Annotated in this window: 15 protein-coding genes and 1 tRNA gene; 10 read left to right on the plus strand and 6 right to left on the minus strand. The window is 61.7% G+C overall.

The genetic code is table 11. The features are described from left to right. The 3 genes from NKI67_RS18500 to NKI67_RS18510 all read left to right on the plus strand — a co-directional run. A partial coding sequence (locus NKI67_RS18500; protein WP_502909352.1) for a TadE/TadG family type IV pilus assembly protein occupies positions 1–451 on the plus strand: 451 nt, incomplete at its 5' end. Beyond that, on the plus strand, positions 441–845 hold the full coding sequence (locus NKI67_RS18505) for a TadE/TadG family type IV pilus assembly protein (protein WP_023677423.1): 405 nt from the start codon (positions 441–443) through the stop codon (positions 843–845). The genes NKI67_RS18500 and NKI67_RS18505, both read left to right, overlap by 11 nt. Before the next feature lie 175 nt (positions 846–1,020). Further along, positions 1,021–1,902 (plus strand): YihY/virulence factor BrkB family protein, encoded by an 882-nt coding sequence (locus tag NKI67_RS18510; protein ID WP_023677422.1) that lies wholly within the window; start codon positions 1,021–1,023, stop codon positions 1,900–1,902. 105 nt (positions 1,903–2,007) lie between these two features. Here the strand turns inward: NKI67_RS18510 and NKI67_RS18515 are convergent, their stop codons facing one another. The 4 genes from NKI67_RS18515 to NKI67_RS18530 form a co-directional block, all read right to left on the minus strand. Then, complete coding sequence (locus NKI67_RS18515; protein ID WP_023677421.1) at positions 2,008–2,769, minus strand: glutamine amidotransferase; 762 nt, start codon at positions 2,767–2,769, stop codon at positions 2,008–2,010. A gap of 87 nt (positions 2,770–2,856) precedes the next feature. After that, complete coding sequence (locus NKI67_RS18520; protein WP_023677420.1) at positions 2,857–3,858, minus strand: rhamnose ABC transporter substrate-binding protein; 1,002 nt, start codon at positions 3,856–3,858, stop codon at positions 2,857–2,859. A 46-nt stretch (positions 3,859–3,904) separates the two neighbouring features. Then, positions 3,905–4,894: an ABC transporter permease gene (locus tag NKI67_RS18525; RefSeq protein WP_023677419.1), complete on the minus strand. Its 990-nt coding sequence runs from the start codon at positions 4,892–4,894 to the stop codon at positions 3,905–3,907. Then, positions 4,891–7,449 carry an ATP-binding cassette domain-containing protein gene (locus tag NKI67_RS18530; protein ID WP_245274726.1) on the minus strand — a complete coding sequence of 853 codons (2,559 nt, stop codon included), beginning with the start codon at positions 7,447–7,449 and terminating at the stop codon, positions 4,891–4,893. The genes NKI67_RS18525 and NKI67_RS18530 overlap by 4 nt, the downstream gene beginning before the upstream one ends. Before the next feature lie 196 nt (positions 7,450–7,645). Between NKI67_RS18530 and NKI67_RS18535 the strand changes: the two genes are divergently transcribed. From NKI67_RS18535 to NKI67_RS18555, 5 genes are all read left to right on the plus strand, one after another. Next, positions 7,646–8,929 (plus strand): ROK family transcriptional regulator, encoded by a 1,284-nt coding sequence (locus NKI67_RS18535; RefSeq protein ID WP_023677417.1) that lies wholly within the window; start codon positions 7,646–7,648, stop codon positions 8,927–8,929. Positions 8,930–9,121: 192 nt separating this feature from the next. Beyond that, positions 9,122–9,322 (plus strand): CsbD family protein, encoded by a 201-nt coding sequence (locus NKI67_RS18540; protein ID WP_023677416.1) that lies wholly within the window; start codon positions 9,122–9,124, stop codon positions 9,320–9,322. Positions 9,323–9,846: 524 nt separating this feature from the next. Next, the gene (locus NKI67_RS18545) at positions 9,847–10,374 is read left to right on the plus strand and encodes a hypothetical protein (RefSeq protein WP_023677414.1); all 528 of its coding nucleotides are present in this window, start codon (positions 9,847–9,849) and stop codon (positions 10,372–10,374) included. Positions 10,375–10,639: 265 nt separating this feature from the next. Beyond that, the gene (locus NKI67_RS18550) at positions 10,640–10,897 is read left to right on the plus strand and encodes a hypothetical protein (RefSeq protein ID WP_031211977.1); all 258 of its coding nucleotides are present in this window, start codon (positions 10,640–10,642) and stop codon (positions 10,895–10,897) included. A gap of 84 nt (positions 10,898–10,981) precedes the next feature. After that, positions 10,982–11,575, plus strand: a complete 594-nt coding sequence (locus tag NKI67_RS18555; RefSeq protein ID WP_023677412.1) for an SOS response-associated peptidase — start codon at positions 10,982–10,984, stop codon at positions 11,573–11,575. A gap of 97 nt (positions 11,576–11,672) precedes the next feature. Here NKI67_RS18555 and NKI67_RS18560 read toward each other — a convergent pair whose 3' ends face one another. Beyond that, positions 11,673–12,224 carry a group I truncated hemoglobin gene (locus tag NKI67_RS18560; protein ID WP_031211976.1) on the minus strand — a complete coding sequence of 184 codons (552 nt, stop codon included), beginning with the start codon at positions 12,222–12,224 and terminating at the stop codon, positions 11,673–11,675. A gap of 1,214 nt (positions 12,225–13,438) precedes the next feature. Further along, a tRNA-Thr gene (locus tag NKI67_RS18565) sits at positions 13,439–13,513 on the minus strand. A gap of 159 nt (positions 13,514–13,672) precedes the next feature. Here NKI67_RS18565 and NKI67_RS18570 point away from each other — a divergent pair. Together NKI67_RS18570 and murA are read left to right on the plus strand one after the other, a co-directional pair. Further along, positions 13,673–13,885 carry a hypothetical protein gene (locus tag NKI67_RS18570; RefSeq protein ID WP_023677409.1) on the plus strand — a complete coding sequence of 71 codons (213 nt, stop codon included), beginning with the start codon at positions 13,673–13,675 and terminating at the stop codon, positions 13,883–13,885. 157 nt (positions 13,886–14,042) lie between these two features. Continuing rightward, complete coding sequence (gene murA / locus NKI67_RS18575; RefSeq protein WP_023677408.1) at positions 14,043–15,335, plus strand: UDP-N-acetylglucosamine 1-carboxyvinyltransferase; 1,293 nt, start codon at positions 14,043–14,045, stop codon at positions 15,333–15,335. Positions 15,336–15,461 lie beyond the last annotated feature (126 nt).

Genomic DNA, 15,461 nt, shown 5'->3' on the forward strand with positions numbered 1-15,461 from the left:
AGTAGTTTTCGTGGATCGGCTACAAGTCCGGATGTTCCGGAGTGATTCGGGTGTTGCCGCGGTAGAGTTTGCGCTGGTTCTGCCCGCCCTTTGCCTGGTACTTCTTGGCATCATCGACGGCTGGTCTTTTGTCTCGAGCGCATTGTCGATGCGTGCAGGCGTCAAAACCGCGGCGAACCTCGTGATGCAAGGAGCAGTCGAGGATACGACCATCCAAGCTGTCGCTCTTTCGAGCTGGGAAAACCATCCTGATGGCGCGCAGGTGGCAGTGAGCCGGAAATACATGTGCGGGAACATCGTGGCCGATCCATCGGTCCTGTGCGACACTTTGAAAGCCCCCTCGGTCTTCCTCGTAATACAGGCGACAGCCACCTGGTCACCGCCCTTCAGTTTTGGTGCGTTTTCCCTCTCGCGCGAACTCAGTCATCAACAGGTGATTCGTGTCCGCTAAGTCGAGAGCTTTCACGGGGGATGCATCAGGCGGAGCTGCATTAGAGTTCGCGCTGATCGCGCCTTTTCTGATAATGCTTTTGATCGGCATCTTTGCATTCGGCTGGGCTCTGAATGCTATGTCGAGTGTTCGGTACACGCTGGAAACGTCGTCACGTGCGCTGCAAATGAAGAACTCGCTGACGCAGGCCCAGATCCAAGCCATTGCCACGGAAAAATTACTGGATTTGGGATTGAAAGACGTCGATGTAACAATAGCAATCGACGCCCCCAGCGGCGGCTTTCGCATGGCACATCTGACCGCCCAATATGCGTTCGTGATCGAGTTCCCGTATTTCAACCGATATCCGATAAATTATCAGACAACTGTCACAGTTCCCCTGATTGCATCGTGAGCACGTCCCCGGCCAGTCGAGCGGCACCTTTCGCAGGATGTTCGCTGCACGCCGCCTTTATAGGCGATCGCCTTGTACAGCGCGCCGTTGCCGGCTTTGTTCCGGCCGAGCCGCCCACCCCTCGCCCAGCGCTGCGCCGCCGCTACTTGTTTGTTGACAGGCATGCGAGGCCTACATGTGGAATTTGGCAGCAGAGGGCTGGAGGCTCCTCAAGCAGAGCGTCATCGGCTTCATCGACGACAATGCGCTGAGCCATGGGGCGGCGATAGCGTTTTATGCCACGACCTCGCTTGCGCCGATCCTGCTCATCGTTGTGGCTATTGCCGGCATGGCCTTCGGGCACGAGGCGGCGCAACTCGCCCTTTCGGCACAGATCGCTGGCCTGATGGGGCCGCAAAGTGCCGAGCTGCTGCGAGCTACGATCGAAAACGCCTCGCAGAAGGAAGCCGGAACCCTCGCCAGCATTCTGGGGCTGGTCACGCTGTTCGTCGCCGCATCCGGCGTGTTCGGCGAGATGCAGCTGGGGTTGAACGAAATCTGGAAAGTCAAACCGAGCGGGGCAACGATTTCACGAATGGTTCGGGCACGCATTGCAAGCCTGGGCCTCGTCGCGGCGCTCGGCTTTCTGCTCCTGGTGTCGCTGGTCGTAAGCGCTGCAATTTCGGCGCTCGGAGACGTCATCAACGCCTACCTGCCGTTCGGCACCATCATCCTGAGCGCGATCAACGGGATCGTCTCGTTTGCCCTGATCACGCTGCTGTTTGCCGCAATCTACAAGGTGCTGCCGGACCGCAGCCTGCAATGGCGCGATGTCGGCATCGGCGCCGTGGTCACCGGGTTTCTGTTCACCATCGGCAAGTCGCTAATTGGCTGGTATATCGGAACCAGCGCCATCTCATCGTCATACGGCGCGGCCGGCGCCCTGCTCGTCGTGCTGTTATGGGTCTATTATTCGGCCGAGATATTTCTGCTGGGCGCCGAATTCACGCGAGCCTATTCGGTTCGACACGGCAGCCGGTCCGATTTGAAGAACAAGGTGGAATTGCATGACAAATGAGTTCACGCCGAAATTCGACCTCGCCGGCAAGGTGGTGCTGGTCACCGGGGCCTCGCGCGGCATCGGAGGCAGCGGCAGGCAGCCGCACTGGTCAAACCAGCTTTCTCATCCATCGCCGGCGAGCCAACCGACCATGTTCGCCATCAGTCTTCCGTAGAACGGCCATCCGAGGAAATCCTGCGAGAGCCAATGCGGGCCGATATCGGTTGCCCAGGCAATCGTGCGGCCGCGGCCATGGCTACCGACGGCAAGGAGCGGCCAGTCGGTGCCGCGATGGTGGCAGGTCGCCAGAAGCCGGGACGAACCGTCGCGCCTGAATTCCAGCTTGTTCATGCCGAGAATCGGCGGCAAAGGCCCCTCCACCCCGGAAAAAATCGGATGTGACGACTGCAGGATGGAGGCCTGCACGCCTTGCGGCACCTCCATGCCGTCGCAGTAGGGTAGGCAACGGACCGGCAGAACGTCCTCGACCGGGGTGTCGTGGAAACGCGCCGTCCCGAACATGCCCTGAAAGCCCATGTAACCGCCGGCCAGCATCAGCCCGCCGCCACCTTCGACATAGGCCTTGAGCACATCGAGGCGGTTGACGCCGACACGCCCGGCGCGGGCATCCGGCGTCACCAGCAATGTCAGGGCGCCGACGTCGGAGATCACCACCGCCTGATATTGGGCGAGCCCATCGAGGTCATAGGGAAACGCCGCGCTGCAACGCTCGCCGCCGATCTGCGTGACCGCGATGCCTTCAGTGGCCAGCGCGGCATTGAAGGCCGTCGCACCATTTGTCGAGGCCGCACTTGTAAGCACGTCGCTGCCGATGGCAACCGAGGTCGTCGCTGCAAAGGTTTCGCCTGCAAGCAATATCTTCATTGCCGCCCCGCACTGTTTTCATTTCGAGAGGTTTTTGGGAAGGGCGCCGGATGGACCGGCGCCCCCTAGAACTCAAGCTCTATAGGATCAGAATTTGAACTCGGCCAGATTTTCGGGAGTCACGATCTTAGCCGGGCCAAGGATCAGTTCGCCGCCGGCGCCAATCGTGTATTCGCCGAGCCTGCCTGCCGTGAACTTCTCACCCTCCTTGCCGGTGATCTTGCATTGCGCAAACGCCTGGGCCGTCTGATAAGTAAGATAGCCAAGATCGGTGACGTTCCACCAGATATCCTGAGCCGCTTCGTCCTTGATGTATTTCGAGATCAGAGTGGCCGGCGCGAGACCGGTCAGCTTGACCTTGCCGATCATGCCCGCCTCCTCGAGTGCACGCGCGGCCGCCGGAAGGCCGATGCCAGCCGGGACGATGATCACCTTGAGATCGGGAAACGCCTGGACCAGCGCCAACGCCTGTTGCTGGTTGATTTGTTCGCTTTCTTCGCCATAGGCCACCTGCACCAGCTTCATTTTGGAGAACTTCGGCTCGGCCGCCATCTTCGCCTTCATGAAGTCGATCCAGGCGTTCTGGTTGGTTGCCGTCGGCGTCGACGACAGGATCGCGAATTCGCCTTCACCGCCGCTGAGGGCGAATGCACTTTCCAGCATCATCTCGGCGAGGCTGTCGCCCTTCACCTGATTGACGAACACCGCACGCGCATCGGCGGCCACATCGGAGTCATACGAAATCACCCTGACCCCCTGCTGAACGGCGCGCTTCAGCGCAGGCGCGACGGCATTGGCGTCGTTGCCGGCAATTGCGATGACTCCGACCTTCTGCGACACGAGGCTGTTGATGAATTCGATCTGCGCCTCGGCGGTCGCCTGCGATGGGGCGACCTGCGTAGCGGTGCCGCCAATTTCCTTGGCTGCCTCTTGTGCGCCTCCGAAGGCCACTTTGAAGTAGGGATCCGTGTCGAGCTTGGGCAGGAAACCGACCGTTACGGGTTCCTTGGCGCACTCCTGGCTGAAGGCCAGCGAGCTTGGCGCAAGCAGAACCGCGGATGCGAGCAGGGCTAATCTAAACGCTTTCATTGTGACTCCTCCGTCAAAATTCGGGCTTGAAGGAAGGGGCCCGAGATCACCCCTTTGTCTCGCGCATTGCGCGGGATCTGCTGAGCATCTCCTGTGTGGAGCGCCAGTAATTGCCGACCAGCAGCGAGCCGATCAGAAGCAGGCCGATGATCATGCCCTGCGCGTCGCCACCGATCTGGTTCAGCGCCAGCACGTTGCGGATGATGGCGATCAGGACCAGTGCCAGCATGACGCCGGTCAGGCGGCCCTTGCCGCCAAAGACGCTGACGCCGCCGAGCAGCACGATGGTGATGACGTCGAGCTCCATGCCGAGCGCATTGTTGGCGCGGGCGTTGGAAAGGCGCGCGGTATAAACGATGCCGGCTATCGCCGCGACGACGCCCGAGACGACGAACAGGTTCAGCACCATCCGGCGCGTGTTTATGCCGGAATAGCGCGCCACTTCGGGGCTGCCGCCGAGCGCGTAGATGCGCTTGCCGGTCGGCGTCTTCTGCAGCACGACCGCAAACACCGGCGCCAGCACCAGGAAGGGCACGATGGTCCACGGTATCTCGGTGCCAGGCAGGTTGTTGATGCCGAAATCGACGAGCGCGGGCGGCAGGATGTTGACCGAGCCGGTGCCGAGCAGGATGTAGCCAATGCCTCGGTAGAGCGCCATGGTGCCGAGCGTCACAACCAACGACTGCAGTCCAAGGCCCGAGACCAGATAGCCGTTGAAGGCGCCGAGCAGGCCGCCGATGACGAGCGTCAGCGGGATTGCGGCAAGCGTCGGCACACCGGCCTGGACCAGCAAGCCAAAGACGACGGACGTCAGCGCCAGCACCGAGGCGATCGACAGGTCGATCTCGCGGGTGATGATGAGCAGCGTCATCGGCAGGATCAGCAATGCCTTTTCCGAGGCGCTGGCGGCCAGTTGCGAGAGATTGAAGCCGGAAACGAAATTCGGCACGAAGATCGCGGCATAGAGGAAGATGGCCACGCAAGAGGTCGCCAGCAGCAGATCCCAGAAGTCGATCGAACGGAGGAACTTTTTCACCGCGCCCTCGCCTGTCTTGCCTGCTCGGCCCGCCGCACGATGAAGGTGTCGATGCCGATGGCGACCAGGATCACGAGGCCGTAGACGCCCTGCAGCCACAGCGGGTCGACGCGCACCAGCGTCAGCCCGTTCTTGATGACGAGCAGCGTGAGCGCGCCGAGGATGATACCGAGCAGCGTGCCCGAACCACCGCGGATGGCGACGCCGCCGACCACCGCCGACGCGATCACGGTGAGTTCGAAACCGAGCGCGACGCGTGCATCGATGGTCGCATAGCGCGATGCCCACAGCGCGCCGCACAGGCCGCCGAGCAGGCCGGCCATGCCAAAGGCCAACAGAATGCGGCGGTCGACGGGGATGCCGATAAGACGCGCGCCGTCGGGATTGGAGCCGGCGGCGAACAGTTCGCGCCCGATGGCCGTGCGATAGAGCAGCACATAACCCAGGCACAGGATGACGATCGCGATGACGACGATCAGCGGCACGCCGGCGATCTTCAGGCCGGTCATGTCGAGCCAGGCTTGCGTGACTTCGTCGGCGCTGATCTGGTCACCGGCTGCCCAGATCGAGTTGAAGCCGCGGAAGATCGACATCGAGGCCAGCGTGACGACGATCGCCGGGATCTTTCCCCTGGTGACGACGAGGCCGTTGATCAGGCCGGCGACGCCACCGACGGCGCATGCGGTTATCAGGCCAATGCCGATGTCGAGCCCTGGATAGGCCTGGACCATGCTGGCCGCCATGTAAGCCGACAGGCCGATCACCGCAGCGATCGAAAGGTCGATGTTGCGGGTGATCAGCACCAGCATCTGCGCGAGTGCTGCAACGACGAGCAAGGCGGCATCCATCGACACGGCGGTCAGGTTTGCAGCGCTCACCATGCGCGGGTTGATGACGGTGACCGGGATGGCGACCGCCAGCATCGCGGCGAGCAGACCGAACTCCCGCCGCTTCAGTATGTCGAGCGGTCCTCTTCTCTTCTCCTCGCCGGTGGCCTGTGCCGCCGCATCGGCGCTTTCGCCGGCCTTGGTCGCTGCTTCCAGCACCTTTTCCTGAGTGGCTTCGCCCCTGGCAAATTCGGCCGTCCGATGGCCTTCGCGCAGGACGATGATGCGGTCGCACATGCCGATGAGCTCGGGCATTTCGGAGGAGATCAGGATGATTGCCATGCCCTGGGCGGCAAGGTCGGCGATCATCGCATGCACTTCCGCCTTGGTGCCGACGTCGATGCCTTGCGTCGGCTCGTCGAGGATGAGGAGGCGCGGTTCGCTGCGCAGCCATTTGGCCAACACTACCTTCTGCTGGTTGCCGCCGGACAGTTCCTTTACCGGCTGCGCATAGCCGGAAAAGCGAAGCTTCATGCGCTTCAGCCAGTCCGAAACCAGATTGATCGCGCGGTTCGTGCCGTAGAAGCCGGAGCGGGCTGCCTTGTCGAGGACTGGCAGCACCGCGTTGTCGAGGATGGAAAAATCCATCACCAGGCTCTGGCCCATGCGGTCTTCAGAGACATAGGCGATACGCGCATCCATGGCGTCGCGTGCCGACGCGAAGCGCACAGCTTCGCCGTCGATCAGGATTTCACCGGCATCGGGCTGGTCGATTCCGAACAGCACGCGGGCGATCTCGGTCCGCCCGCTGCCGACCAGGCCGCCGAGCCCGAGCACCTCGCCGGCATGGAGCTTGAGGTCGATATTGGAAAAGCCACCGGCGTGCGAAAGCCCCCTCGCCTCCAGCACCAGTGCGCCGGTGGCGTGGCTTCGTTGCGGATAGAGGTCGGTGACCTCGCGGCCGACCATCATGCCGATGGCAGCGGCGCGGCCAAGCTCGGCCTTCGGCTTGACGCCAATGAGGCGCCCGTCGCGCAGCACCGCGATGCGGTCGGCGATGCGGAAGATCTCGTCCATGCGGTGGCCGACGAACATCATCGCCACGCCGTGCAGCCGCAGGTCGGCGACGACGGTGAACAGCCGCTCGACCTCGCGCTGCGACAGGGCGGCCGTCGGCTCGTCCATGATCAGCACCCGCGCGTCGAGCGACAGGGCGCGAGCGATCTCGACCAGTTGCTGTTCGGAGGTGCGCAACGTTCCGAGCCGGGTTTCGGCCGGCATGTCGAGGCCGACTGTCGCCAACACCCTGCGCGCGCCGGCAAGCATGGCGGCGTTGTCGATGCCGCCGAAGCGGTCGCGCGGCATATGGCCGAGATAGATGTTCTCCGCCACCGAAAGATCAGGGAAAAGACCGGGGTGCTGGTGCATGACCGAGATGCCGGCAGCCTGGGCGTCGTGCGGCGAATGGAAGACCACAGGCTTGCCATCGACTTCGACATGGCCGCCGGTCGGGAGATACACGCCGGCCAGCAGCTTTACGCAGGTGCTCTTGCCGGCGCCGTTTTCGCCAAGCAGAGCCAGCACCTCGCCTGAGCGCAATTCGAAGGACGCGTCCTTGAGGGCAATCGTGCCGCCGAAGGCTTTTGTCGCCTGAACCAGGGCAACGGGGACAGCCGCGTCGCTCTTCACCATGGCGTCGGCTTCGCCTAATGCGACCAAGTGCAGCACCTTTCCTCCCTGGTCCTGTTTTTTCAATTTGCTATATTAAATGGCCGAATGCCGCAACTGGAAAATTGACTTCCATGGCCGCGAAGGGCACTGTCGCGTCGCGCACGGGTGCGATTGGAGTGCTCGACCCCGCGGCAGCCTCAAAGCTGCAAGCGGCTGGAGTGGCTCTGCGGGAATGAATGGGGAGGCGCCGGTTTTGTCCGGAAAAGGCAGCAATTCGGTCAAGGTTCGGCATTATAACGAGCGCTTCGTGCTTGATGCCATTCGCCGCCTGAAGGAGGCATCCAAGTCCGATCTGGCGCGCGCCGCAAATCTGACGCCGGCCGCGGTCGCCACCATTGTCGACGGGCTGGAATCGTCCGGATTCGTAAAGCAAGTGGGGAAAAGGTTCGGGCAACGCGGATCGCCATCCACTCTCTACCGACTTGCACCTGAGCGTATCTACAGCGTCGGCATCAAGATCGGCCGGCGCGCGCTGGAAGCCGTGCTCGTCGACTTTGCCGGCGAGGTCCGCTCGCGCGAGTCGCACGAATATCGCTTTCCGGATCCCGACATGGTGCTCAAGGCCGGCAACATGTCGCTGGCCAATTTCGACAAGCTGGTCGAGGGGCTTGGCGATGCCAGCATCGTCGGCGTCGGCATCGCCTCGCCATATTTCCTCGGCGGCTGGAGCGAAGAGCTCGGCTTTCCCGACGATCTCGGCAGCCGCTGGGAAGCAATCGATCTGACGACGTTCTTCGCCACAAAGCCGAAGACCCCGGTCTTCGTGGAAAACGACGCATCATCGGCCGCACTCGCCGAACTCATCCAGGGGACCGGCGCACGGTTCCGCGACTTCATGCATATCTCGATCGACACCTTTGTCGGCGGCGGACTGGTGCAAGGCGGCAAGGTCCATACCGGGCCGCACGGCAACAGCGCCGCGCTCGGTCCTTTGCCGGTCTCGCCTTCAAGCCTCGATTCGGTGGCGGCCAAGCCGGCGCGCTACCAGAGCCTGCTGCATCGCGCTTCGATCTATGTGCTGGTCAATCATCTCAAATCGCGCGGCATCGAGATCAACCGTGTGCGCGAACTCGATCCCTTGCCGCCGGGGGCGCGCGAGCCGCTGTCCGAATGGATCGACGATTGCGCCAATGCGCTGGTCGAGGCGATCATCGCCATCACCTCCGTCATCGACATCGAGGCGATCGTTCTCGACAGCATCCTGCCGCGGCCGATTCATCTCGAGCTGTTGGCAAAGGTGCAGACCCAGTTCAACAGGATCAGCGCCATCGGCATCGTGGCGCCGGAAATCGTGTCGGGACAATTCGGCCCCGAGGCTTCGCCGATCGGCGCGGCGATGCTGCCGTTCTCGGCACTGTTGGCGCCCGACAGCGGCGTGCTCATGATCGGCAAGGACAGAACAATGCTGCCGGGCAGCCTTTCGAGGCTTGCCAGCCAAGGCCAACCAGCAAGAAGCTCAGCGCCTTCAACGGCATAAGATAGTGCCGCGAAAGAGCATCAAGCTCCGGGCATCATCAACATCAGCTCGCAGTCCGGCACGGGCACGACGGGCTTTTTGCGTCGGCACCGGAACTTTTAGCGGCTGCTAATCTTCATTCGTCACCAACATTGAAATGCCGATCGGTCCGCGCTCCGCTTCAGTGCGGGCCCAGGAAGCAAGGAGGAACATATGAACTGGGATCAAATCAAGGGAAAATGGACGCAGTTCAAAGGCAAGGCGAAAGAGCAGTGGGGTGACCTCACCGACGATGATCTTGATCGCATCGAGGGCAACCGAGACCAGCTTTTGGGACGTATCCAGGAGCGATATGGCATCGCCAAGGAAGAGGCAGAGCGCCAGGTAGATGACTGGTCCCGAAGCATCAGCTGAGCCTTGGGCGCAACGCCGTTTGCTGCCCCACCACCGGGGTGAAACTCTGCGTCGCCCGCCGTGCCGACTGGTGCGGTGGGCTCTTTCGACAGCGAGGCGAGCGAGGAACCTTTAGCCGCATCTAATGTTCTACTTGCGTGGCGGGCTTCGCCTCGGCGTGCACCCCACCCGGAGGCGAAGGAGTGCAATCATGAACAACATTATCTGGCTGGTCGGCGCGATCGTGATCGTAATCGCCATTTTGAGCTTTTTGGGTCTGCGATAGGCCTTAGCCCTCTCCTCGACCTCTTCGATTCAGCAACGGCTCCCTCTCGGCGTGGCCTCACTGCCCGTTGCATTCAAGCAGGTCAGACTTAGGTCCCAAGCAAGATACTCCAGGATTGGACCGAAGCCCCGGCTGGGAACGTAGCCGGCTGGCTCACGTTGTGGTGAGCTTTGGCGCGACGAAGATGCGTCCGGGCGGAAGAGTTCAAGCCAGGGAGGAGAGGCCCGACGCTCCGAACGGGCGGCGGGGCTGGGCGTAAATGCAAACGATCAGCAGGCTGTTCAATTCCCATGCCCAGGCAGCACGTGCCGTTGCCAGGCTTCAGGCTGCCGGGATTCGTCGCCGGCAAATCAGCGTGGTCGGATCTTACAATGACAATGATGAACCGATCAGCGTTGCTGGATATTACGACGATGAGATGAGCGCTCTCTGGCGGGGTGCGGTTGCTGGTGCCGCACTTGGCGCCACGGCTGGTCTGTTGGCCGGTTTCAGCGCTTTTGGAGTTCAAGGCGTTGATCCTGCGGGGATGACCGGCATGGCCCTGGTCGGTGCGGCGTGGGGCGGCTTTGCCGGCGTGCTTCTCGGAACTTTCGCCAATTTCGCCCAGAAGCCGCGCAAGCCGAAGATCGCAGAAGGTGTCGTACTGGTGATGGCTCGCGTCGATGAAAGGCAGGCCGGCGCCGCGCATACGGTGCTCCGGAGTTTCGCGGAGATGCCTTCCGGGCCGATGAAGAGGAGCGCTTTGCCAAATTCAAGCCGGCTCCGCGTCCGATCTGGTGCCCGATGAAGTTTGTTTCGCGAAACGGGAATTCAAACCGGAGGCGCCCGACGAAAGCTTGGCAAACCAACACTTTGGAAGCATGCGGGCTACTTGCCGTCGTGTTGTCCTTTATTCTTACCGTTCTGTTGGTTGGTCTCATCCTTGGCTGAACCCATGCCCTTGCCACCGGCGACACTATGCCCGGCAATTGGCGAAGGTTGTGGCCAGTTCGAAGGATTAAACCATTCGTGCTAAGCGTTAATAGCTTGTAGCCATAGGAGAGGACGCCAACGTGGACAAACGGGCTGAAGGAGACGCGGAGAAATTGGCTCGAGGCGAGTTCGAGCTCAGAGCCGAACGATATGGTGTGAACGCCTTTCTTCTCGTTGTCGAACTCGTAAATCTGCTGGAAAAGCGTGGAACGATCAGCAGCGACGACGTCGCGAAAATAGCCGAAGCCGCCGCACTTGCCGTTGCCGCATCCAGCGAACCCGACGTGAACAGCATCAATCTGTTGCAGGCCATCGCTGCCGCACGCCGGCCCAAATAGGCTTATATCAAATCCGCCAGCAATCGGCGCCAACCGATAAACGCTATGTTGAACTGGCCTCAGTCGAGCGTACGGAGCCTTTCCATGTGCAATGACTACGAGCAGCACATCGCCTGGGCCGAATACTGCCGGATGATGGAATCGCTGGCGCTCAAAATCCCCAGCCATCAAACCGAATTGGATCTGCCGCAGGCGGATGACATCCACATCAACGACCCCGCGCCTGTAATGCGCGCCGCTGGCGACGCAATCGAACTGGCGTCGATGACGTTCGGCTTTCCCCCGGCCGGGCCAAAAGGCGGACCTGTATTCAACTTTCGCTCGGAGGGCCGGCAGTTCAGCAACAGCAAGCGCTGTCTCGTTCCGGCGTCGGCATTCTTCGAATTCACGGGAACGAAATATCCAAAAACCAAGCACAGGTTCACGCTGAATGGCCATTCGTTCATGGCGATTGCCGGGCTGTGGCGCGAGGGTGTCGGAAACAAGCCGCCGACGTTCACGATGCTGACGAGCGAGCCAGGGCCGGACGTGGCGCCATATCACAACCGGCAAGTGGTTGTGCTGCGGCCATCGGACTGGGCGGCATGGATCCATCTGACGAAGTCCGAGGCTGAACTCATGCTGCCACTGCCGGAAGGGTCGCTCAGTGTGGAAACAGCTCGGGCAGGTTCGGAGTAGGAACCATCGGATAATTGCGCGCTGAGCTGCGGCCGCGCCGCATAGTCACGGCGATGCGCGCCATGCTCAGAACGAATGCCCGCGCGATATAAGCGCTTCAGCCCCGCTTGACGTAGCCGGCGGTGACCTCGTCTTTGTGGGCGGCGAAAGCTTCCAGGACTTCGGTTTTCTCAGGCTTCGGAATTTTGAAATGATCCAAGGTCCGCCCGAGTTCGGCTGCGACCTCATCGAATTCGGCGGGGGAAATCTGCAGGTCGCGATGCGCCTCCTCGAGACCGAGCGGCGTCGTGCCGGGCTTGGTGGCGACGAACTTGAAGGGCCCGCCAGAAACGTCGCAGACCCACAGCGTGCGCATGAACTTGAGGCCGGGCAACCTTTCCAGGTTCTTGGTGTGCCATTTGCGCAGCTGCGGATTCTTGGATTTCTTGCCGACGATCGGGTTCTTCACGACGGCGTCGCTGAAGTGATCGATCACCGCTGCGATGGCAAACACGCCGCCCAGCCGCTCATACAGACTTTTCTCAGCTGTGGTTTTCTTGGCCTGGGCGAGCGCGTTGTCGGCAGGCAATACCGCCGTCGATGCCGCGGTCAGCGCCAGCGCGGCGACAACACTTCGTCTTGTCAAAGAGGTCGAAACAGCCGTTTTCATTCCTGGTTCCCTTCGCGGTTAGGCCAGAGCGAGCCGCAGCCTGTCTGGCGGGCTTCATGAGATGACATTCGGACACTTTGCCGTATTTTAGCACCGTCTAACGAACTAACGAGCCGTTCGCCCGAATTAGTCCGATTGGGCGCATTGTCATGGTCAACATGCGTCAAAAGGGGCGAAGGCCGCGCGGATGAGGAAGGCTTAGCAGGCGTCGCTGCACGCGGCAGAGGTCGCGAAGCCACTTCGGCCGCATCTGTGCCCCTGACCTTGGGCATTTTCCTTCTGTGTCGTGTTGTCGGCGGCAATCAGCCCCGGTAGGGGGCGTACAATCGCTTCCCGCGGCTTTGCCGGCTGCTTGCGGCCAATAGCTTGTGCTTTTCGAAGATCGCGAGCTTCTGCGGATAGGTCATCCGCACCTTGGCGTTGCACCCGTCGCATCTGAAGTGCGCGATTGTTCTTAGTGCGGAGCCCTTTCTTACCGCCGGGTGTGAGCAATCCGGACATTCGAATGTGAGCGCGACATCAGATAAGTCTTCGGCCAAACCCATTTCTATCCCCTTCGCAAGCTCGGTGGCTACACTCTGGCGATCATCAATGGGCAATTCAGATGCCAATCCGATTGTGCCAATGCGGGACCAGACCAATTCGCCCCGGAACGCTGGCAAGCTAGTGCGCCTTCTCTGCACCTTTTGAGCGACGAAGAGACCTAACTTCCTCCAGCAGTTCGCGCTCATTGGTAGTCACGTTTCGGAAGATTGCGACAATCATCACCGCCAAGGCTTCGGCATCCAGGCTTAGAGGGTCAATGTGCTCATCTGCGCAAACCTGATCAAACACGCGTTCACAAATAGCCAAATCGTGAGGGCTGAGGCGAGTGCGATTGAAACGCCGGCGCGACATTTGCGAGCCTTCGAGGCCGCTGCCCGTGCAAAAGAAGCGGGTCTTCGCAAGAAACGCGAGTCATTGAGCGATTGTTCCCGGCTGCAAGCTTTGTTAAGCCGCCTGCAGCAGGGCAGACTAGAACGCTTTCCCCGCGCGCATCATGGCGCGTGCGAGCGCCGGGAGGTGCGCGTGCAAGACCACTGTTTCGACGAGCTTGTGCGCGTGGCACTCGGCAGATCGCGGGGCGTCATATTTTTCGGCAACCTCGCCAACCGCGCACAATCATCATCGAGCAGGTCAAAGAGGCCTTGGAAGATGCGCCAGCGAAAACAATCTGGTGCTGCGAGAGAGGATTGAACTCTCGACCTCTCCCTTACCAAGGGAGTGCTCTACCACTGAGCTACCGCAGCCGCCGATGGCGGGGCTTCTGCCATATCGAACCGGCAAGCGCAAGGCCAAGACAAAGACGGGTTGAAAGGCCGCACCGGCGATTGTTCCGGACATGGCCGTGCCACAATGTTGGCTATCCCTTGATAGCAGCTGGCGGGTCGCCGGCCGGAGACGGGACGATGAACGACAAGACGCTTTCACCAAAAAAGGATGACCCACCGAAAAAGCCCGGAACGGGCCGCAAGGACCGGCTGGCCGAGCAGTTGCGCGCCAACCTGCAGAAGCGCAAGGCGCAATCGCGCTCACGAAGGACCGGCGACGCCGACAAGCGGCGCGCTGGCGAGGCCGACGAGCGGCCGGAGGGGCTGCAGGCGGCGATGAAAAAAGATTAACGCGAATCGGCTATGTTGGTCGCCGGTACTTTGGCCAAGTCGGCGTGGGCCAAAGTGGGGAGTAGCCTGTTTCTTGAACCAAGCCGGCCAATGGTCTAGATGGCCGCAACAGACTCAACCGATTTAAACCGGCCTTGGCGCCGAGGGGACGCTCTTCATGGATCGCATCAGAATTGTCGGCGGCAACAAGCTTGCCGGAAGCATTCCGATCTCGGGCGCGAAAAACGCTGCGCTGCCGCTGATGATCGCCGCGCTTTTGACCGATGACACGCTGACGCTGGAAAACGTGCCGCATCTGGCCGATGTCGAGCAGCTGATCCGCATCCTCGGCAATCACGGCGTCGACTATTCGGTCAATGGCCGCCGCGAAAAGCAGCAGGAAGGCTATTCGCGCACCATCACTTTCTCCGCCCGCAACATCGTCGACACGACGGCGCCTTACGAGCTGGTGTCGAAGATGCGGGCCTCGTTCTGGGTGATCGGCCCGCTGCTGGCCCGCATGGGCGAGGCCAAGGTGTCGCTGCCCGGCGGCTGCGCCATCGGCACACGGCCGGTTGACCTCTTCCTCGAGGGCCTGCAGGCGCTGGGCGCCGATATCGACGTCGACACCGGCTATGTCATTGCCAAAACCAGGAACGGCCGGCTTGTCGGCAACCGTTATGTGTTCCCGAAAGTTTCGGTCGGCGCCACCCATGTGCTGATGATGGCGGCCTCGCTGGCCAAGGGCGAGACGGTGCTCGAAAACGCCGCCCGCGAGCCGGAGATCGTCAACCTCGCCGAATGCCTCAACGCCATGGGCGCGAAGATCTCGGGCGCCGGCACGGCGACCATCACCATCGACGGCGTCGAGGCGCTGTCGGGTGCCCGCGTCAGGGTGATCCCCGACCGCATCGAGACCGGCACCTATGCGATGGCGGTGGCGATGACCGGCGGCGACGTCGTGCTGGAAGGCGCGCGGCCCGACCTGTTGCAGACGGCGCTCGACATCATTTCGCAGACCGGCGCCGAGATCACGCAGACTAATTCCGGCATCCGCGTCAGGCGCAACGGCGCCGGCATTTCGCCGGTCGACGTGACGACGGCGCCCTTCCCGGCTTTCCCGACCGATCTGCAGGCGCAGTTCATGGGCCTGATGACGATGGCCAAGGGCAAGTCGCGCATCACCGAGACGATCTTTGAAAACCGCTTCATGCACGTCCAGGAACTCGCCCGGCTAGGCGCCCACATCACGCTGTCCGGCCAGACGGCGATCGTCGACGGCGTAGCGAAACTGAAGGGCGCGCCAGTCATGGCGACCGATCTTCGGGCCTCGGTGTCGCTGGTCATTGCCGGCCTTGCTGCCGAAGGCGAAACCACGGTCAACCGCGTCTACCATCTCGACCGCGGCTTCGAGCGGCTGGAGGAAAAGCTGTCTGGTTGCGGCGCGGAAATCGAGCGCATTTCGGGGTAACGATAGCAGGCTCAGGTCGCCGCTGCCCCTCGCCTGCCTGCCGGCATCTTCTCGCCGTATAGGGACGGGAAGTAGGACCGCCTCGCGAAGAATTTCGCCAATCTCCGGCGTTGCGGAGAGGGTGCC

Source organism: Mesorhizobium sp. M0408 (assembly GCF_040321495.1).
Lineage (GTDB): Bacteria > Pseudomonadota > Alphaproteobacteria > Rhizobiales > Rhizobiaceae > Mesorhizobium.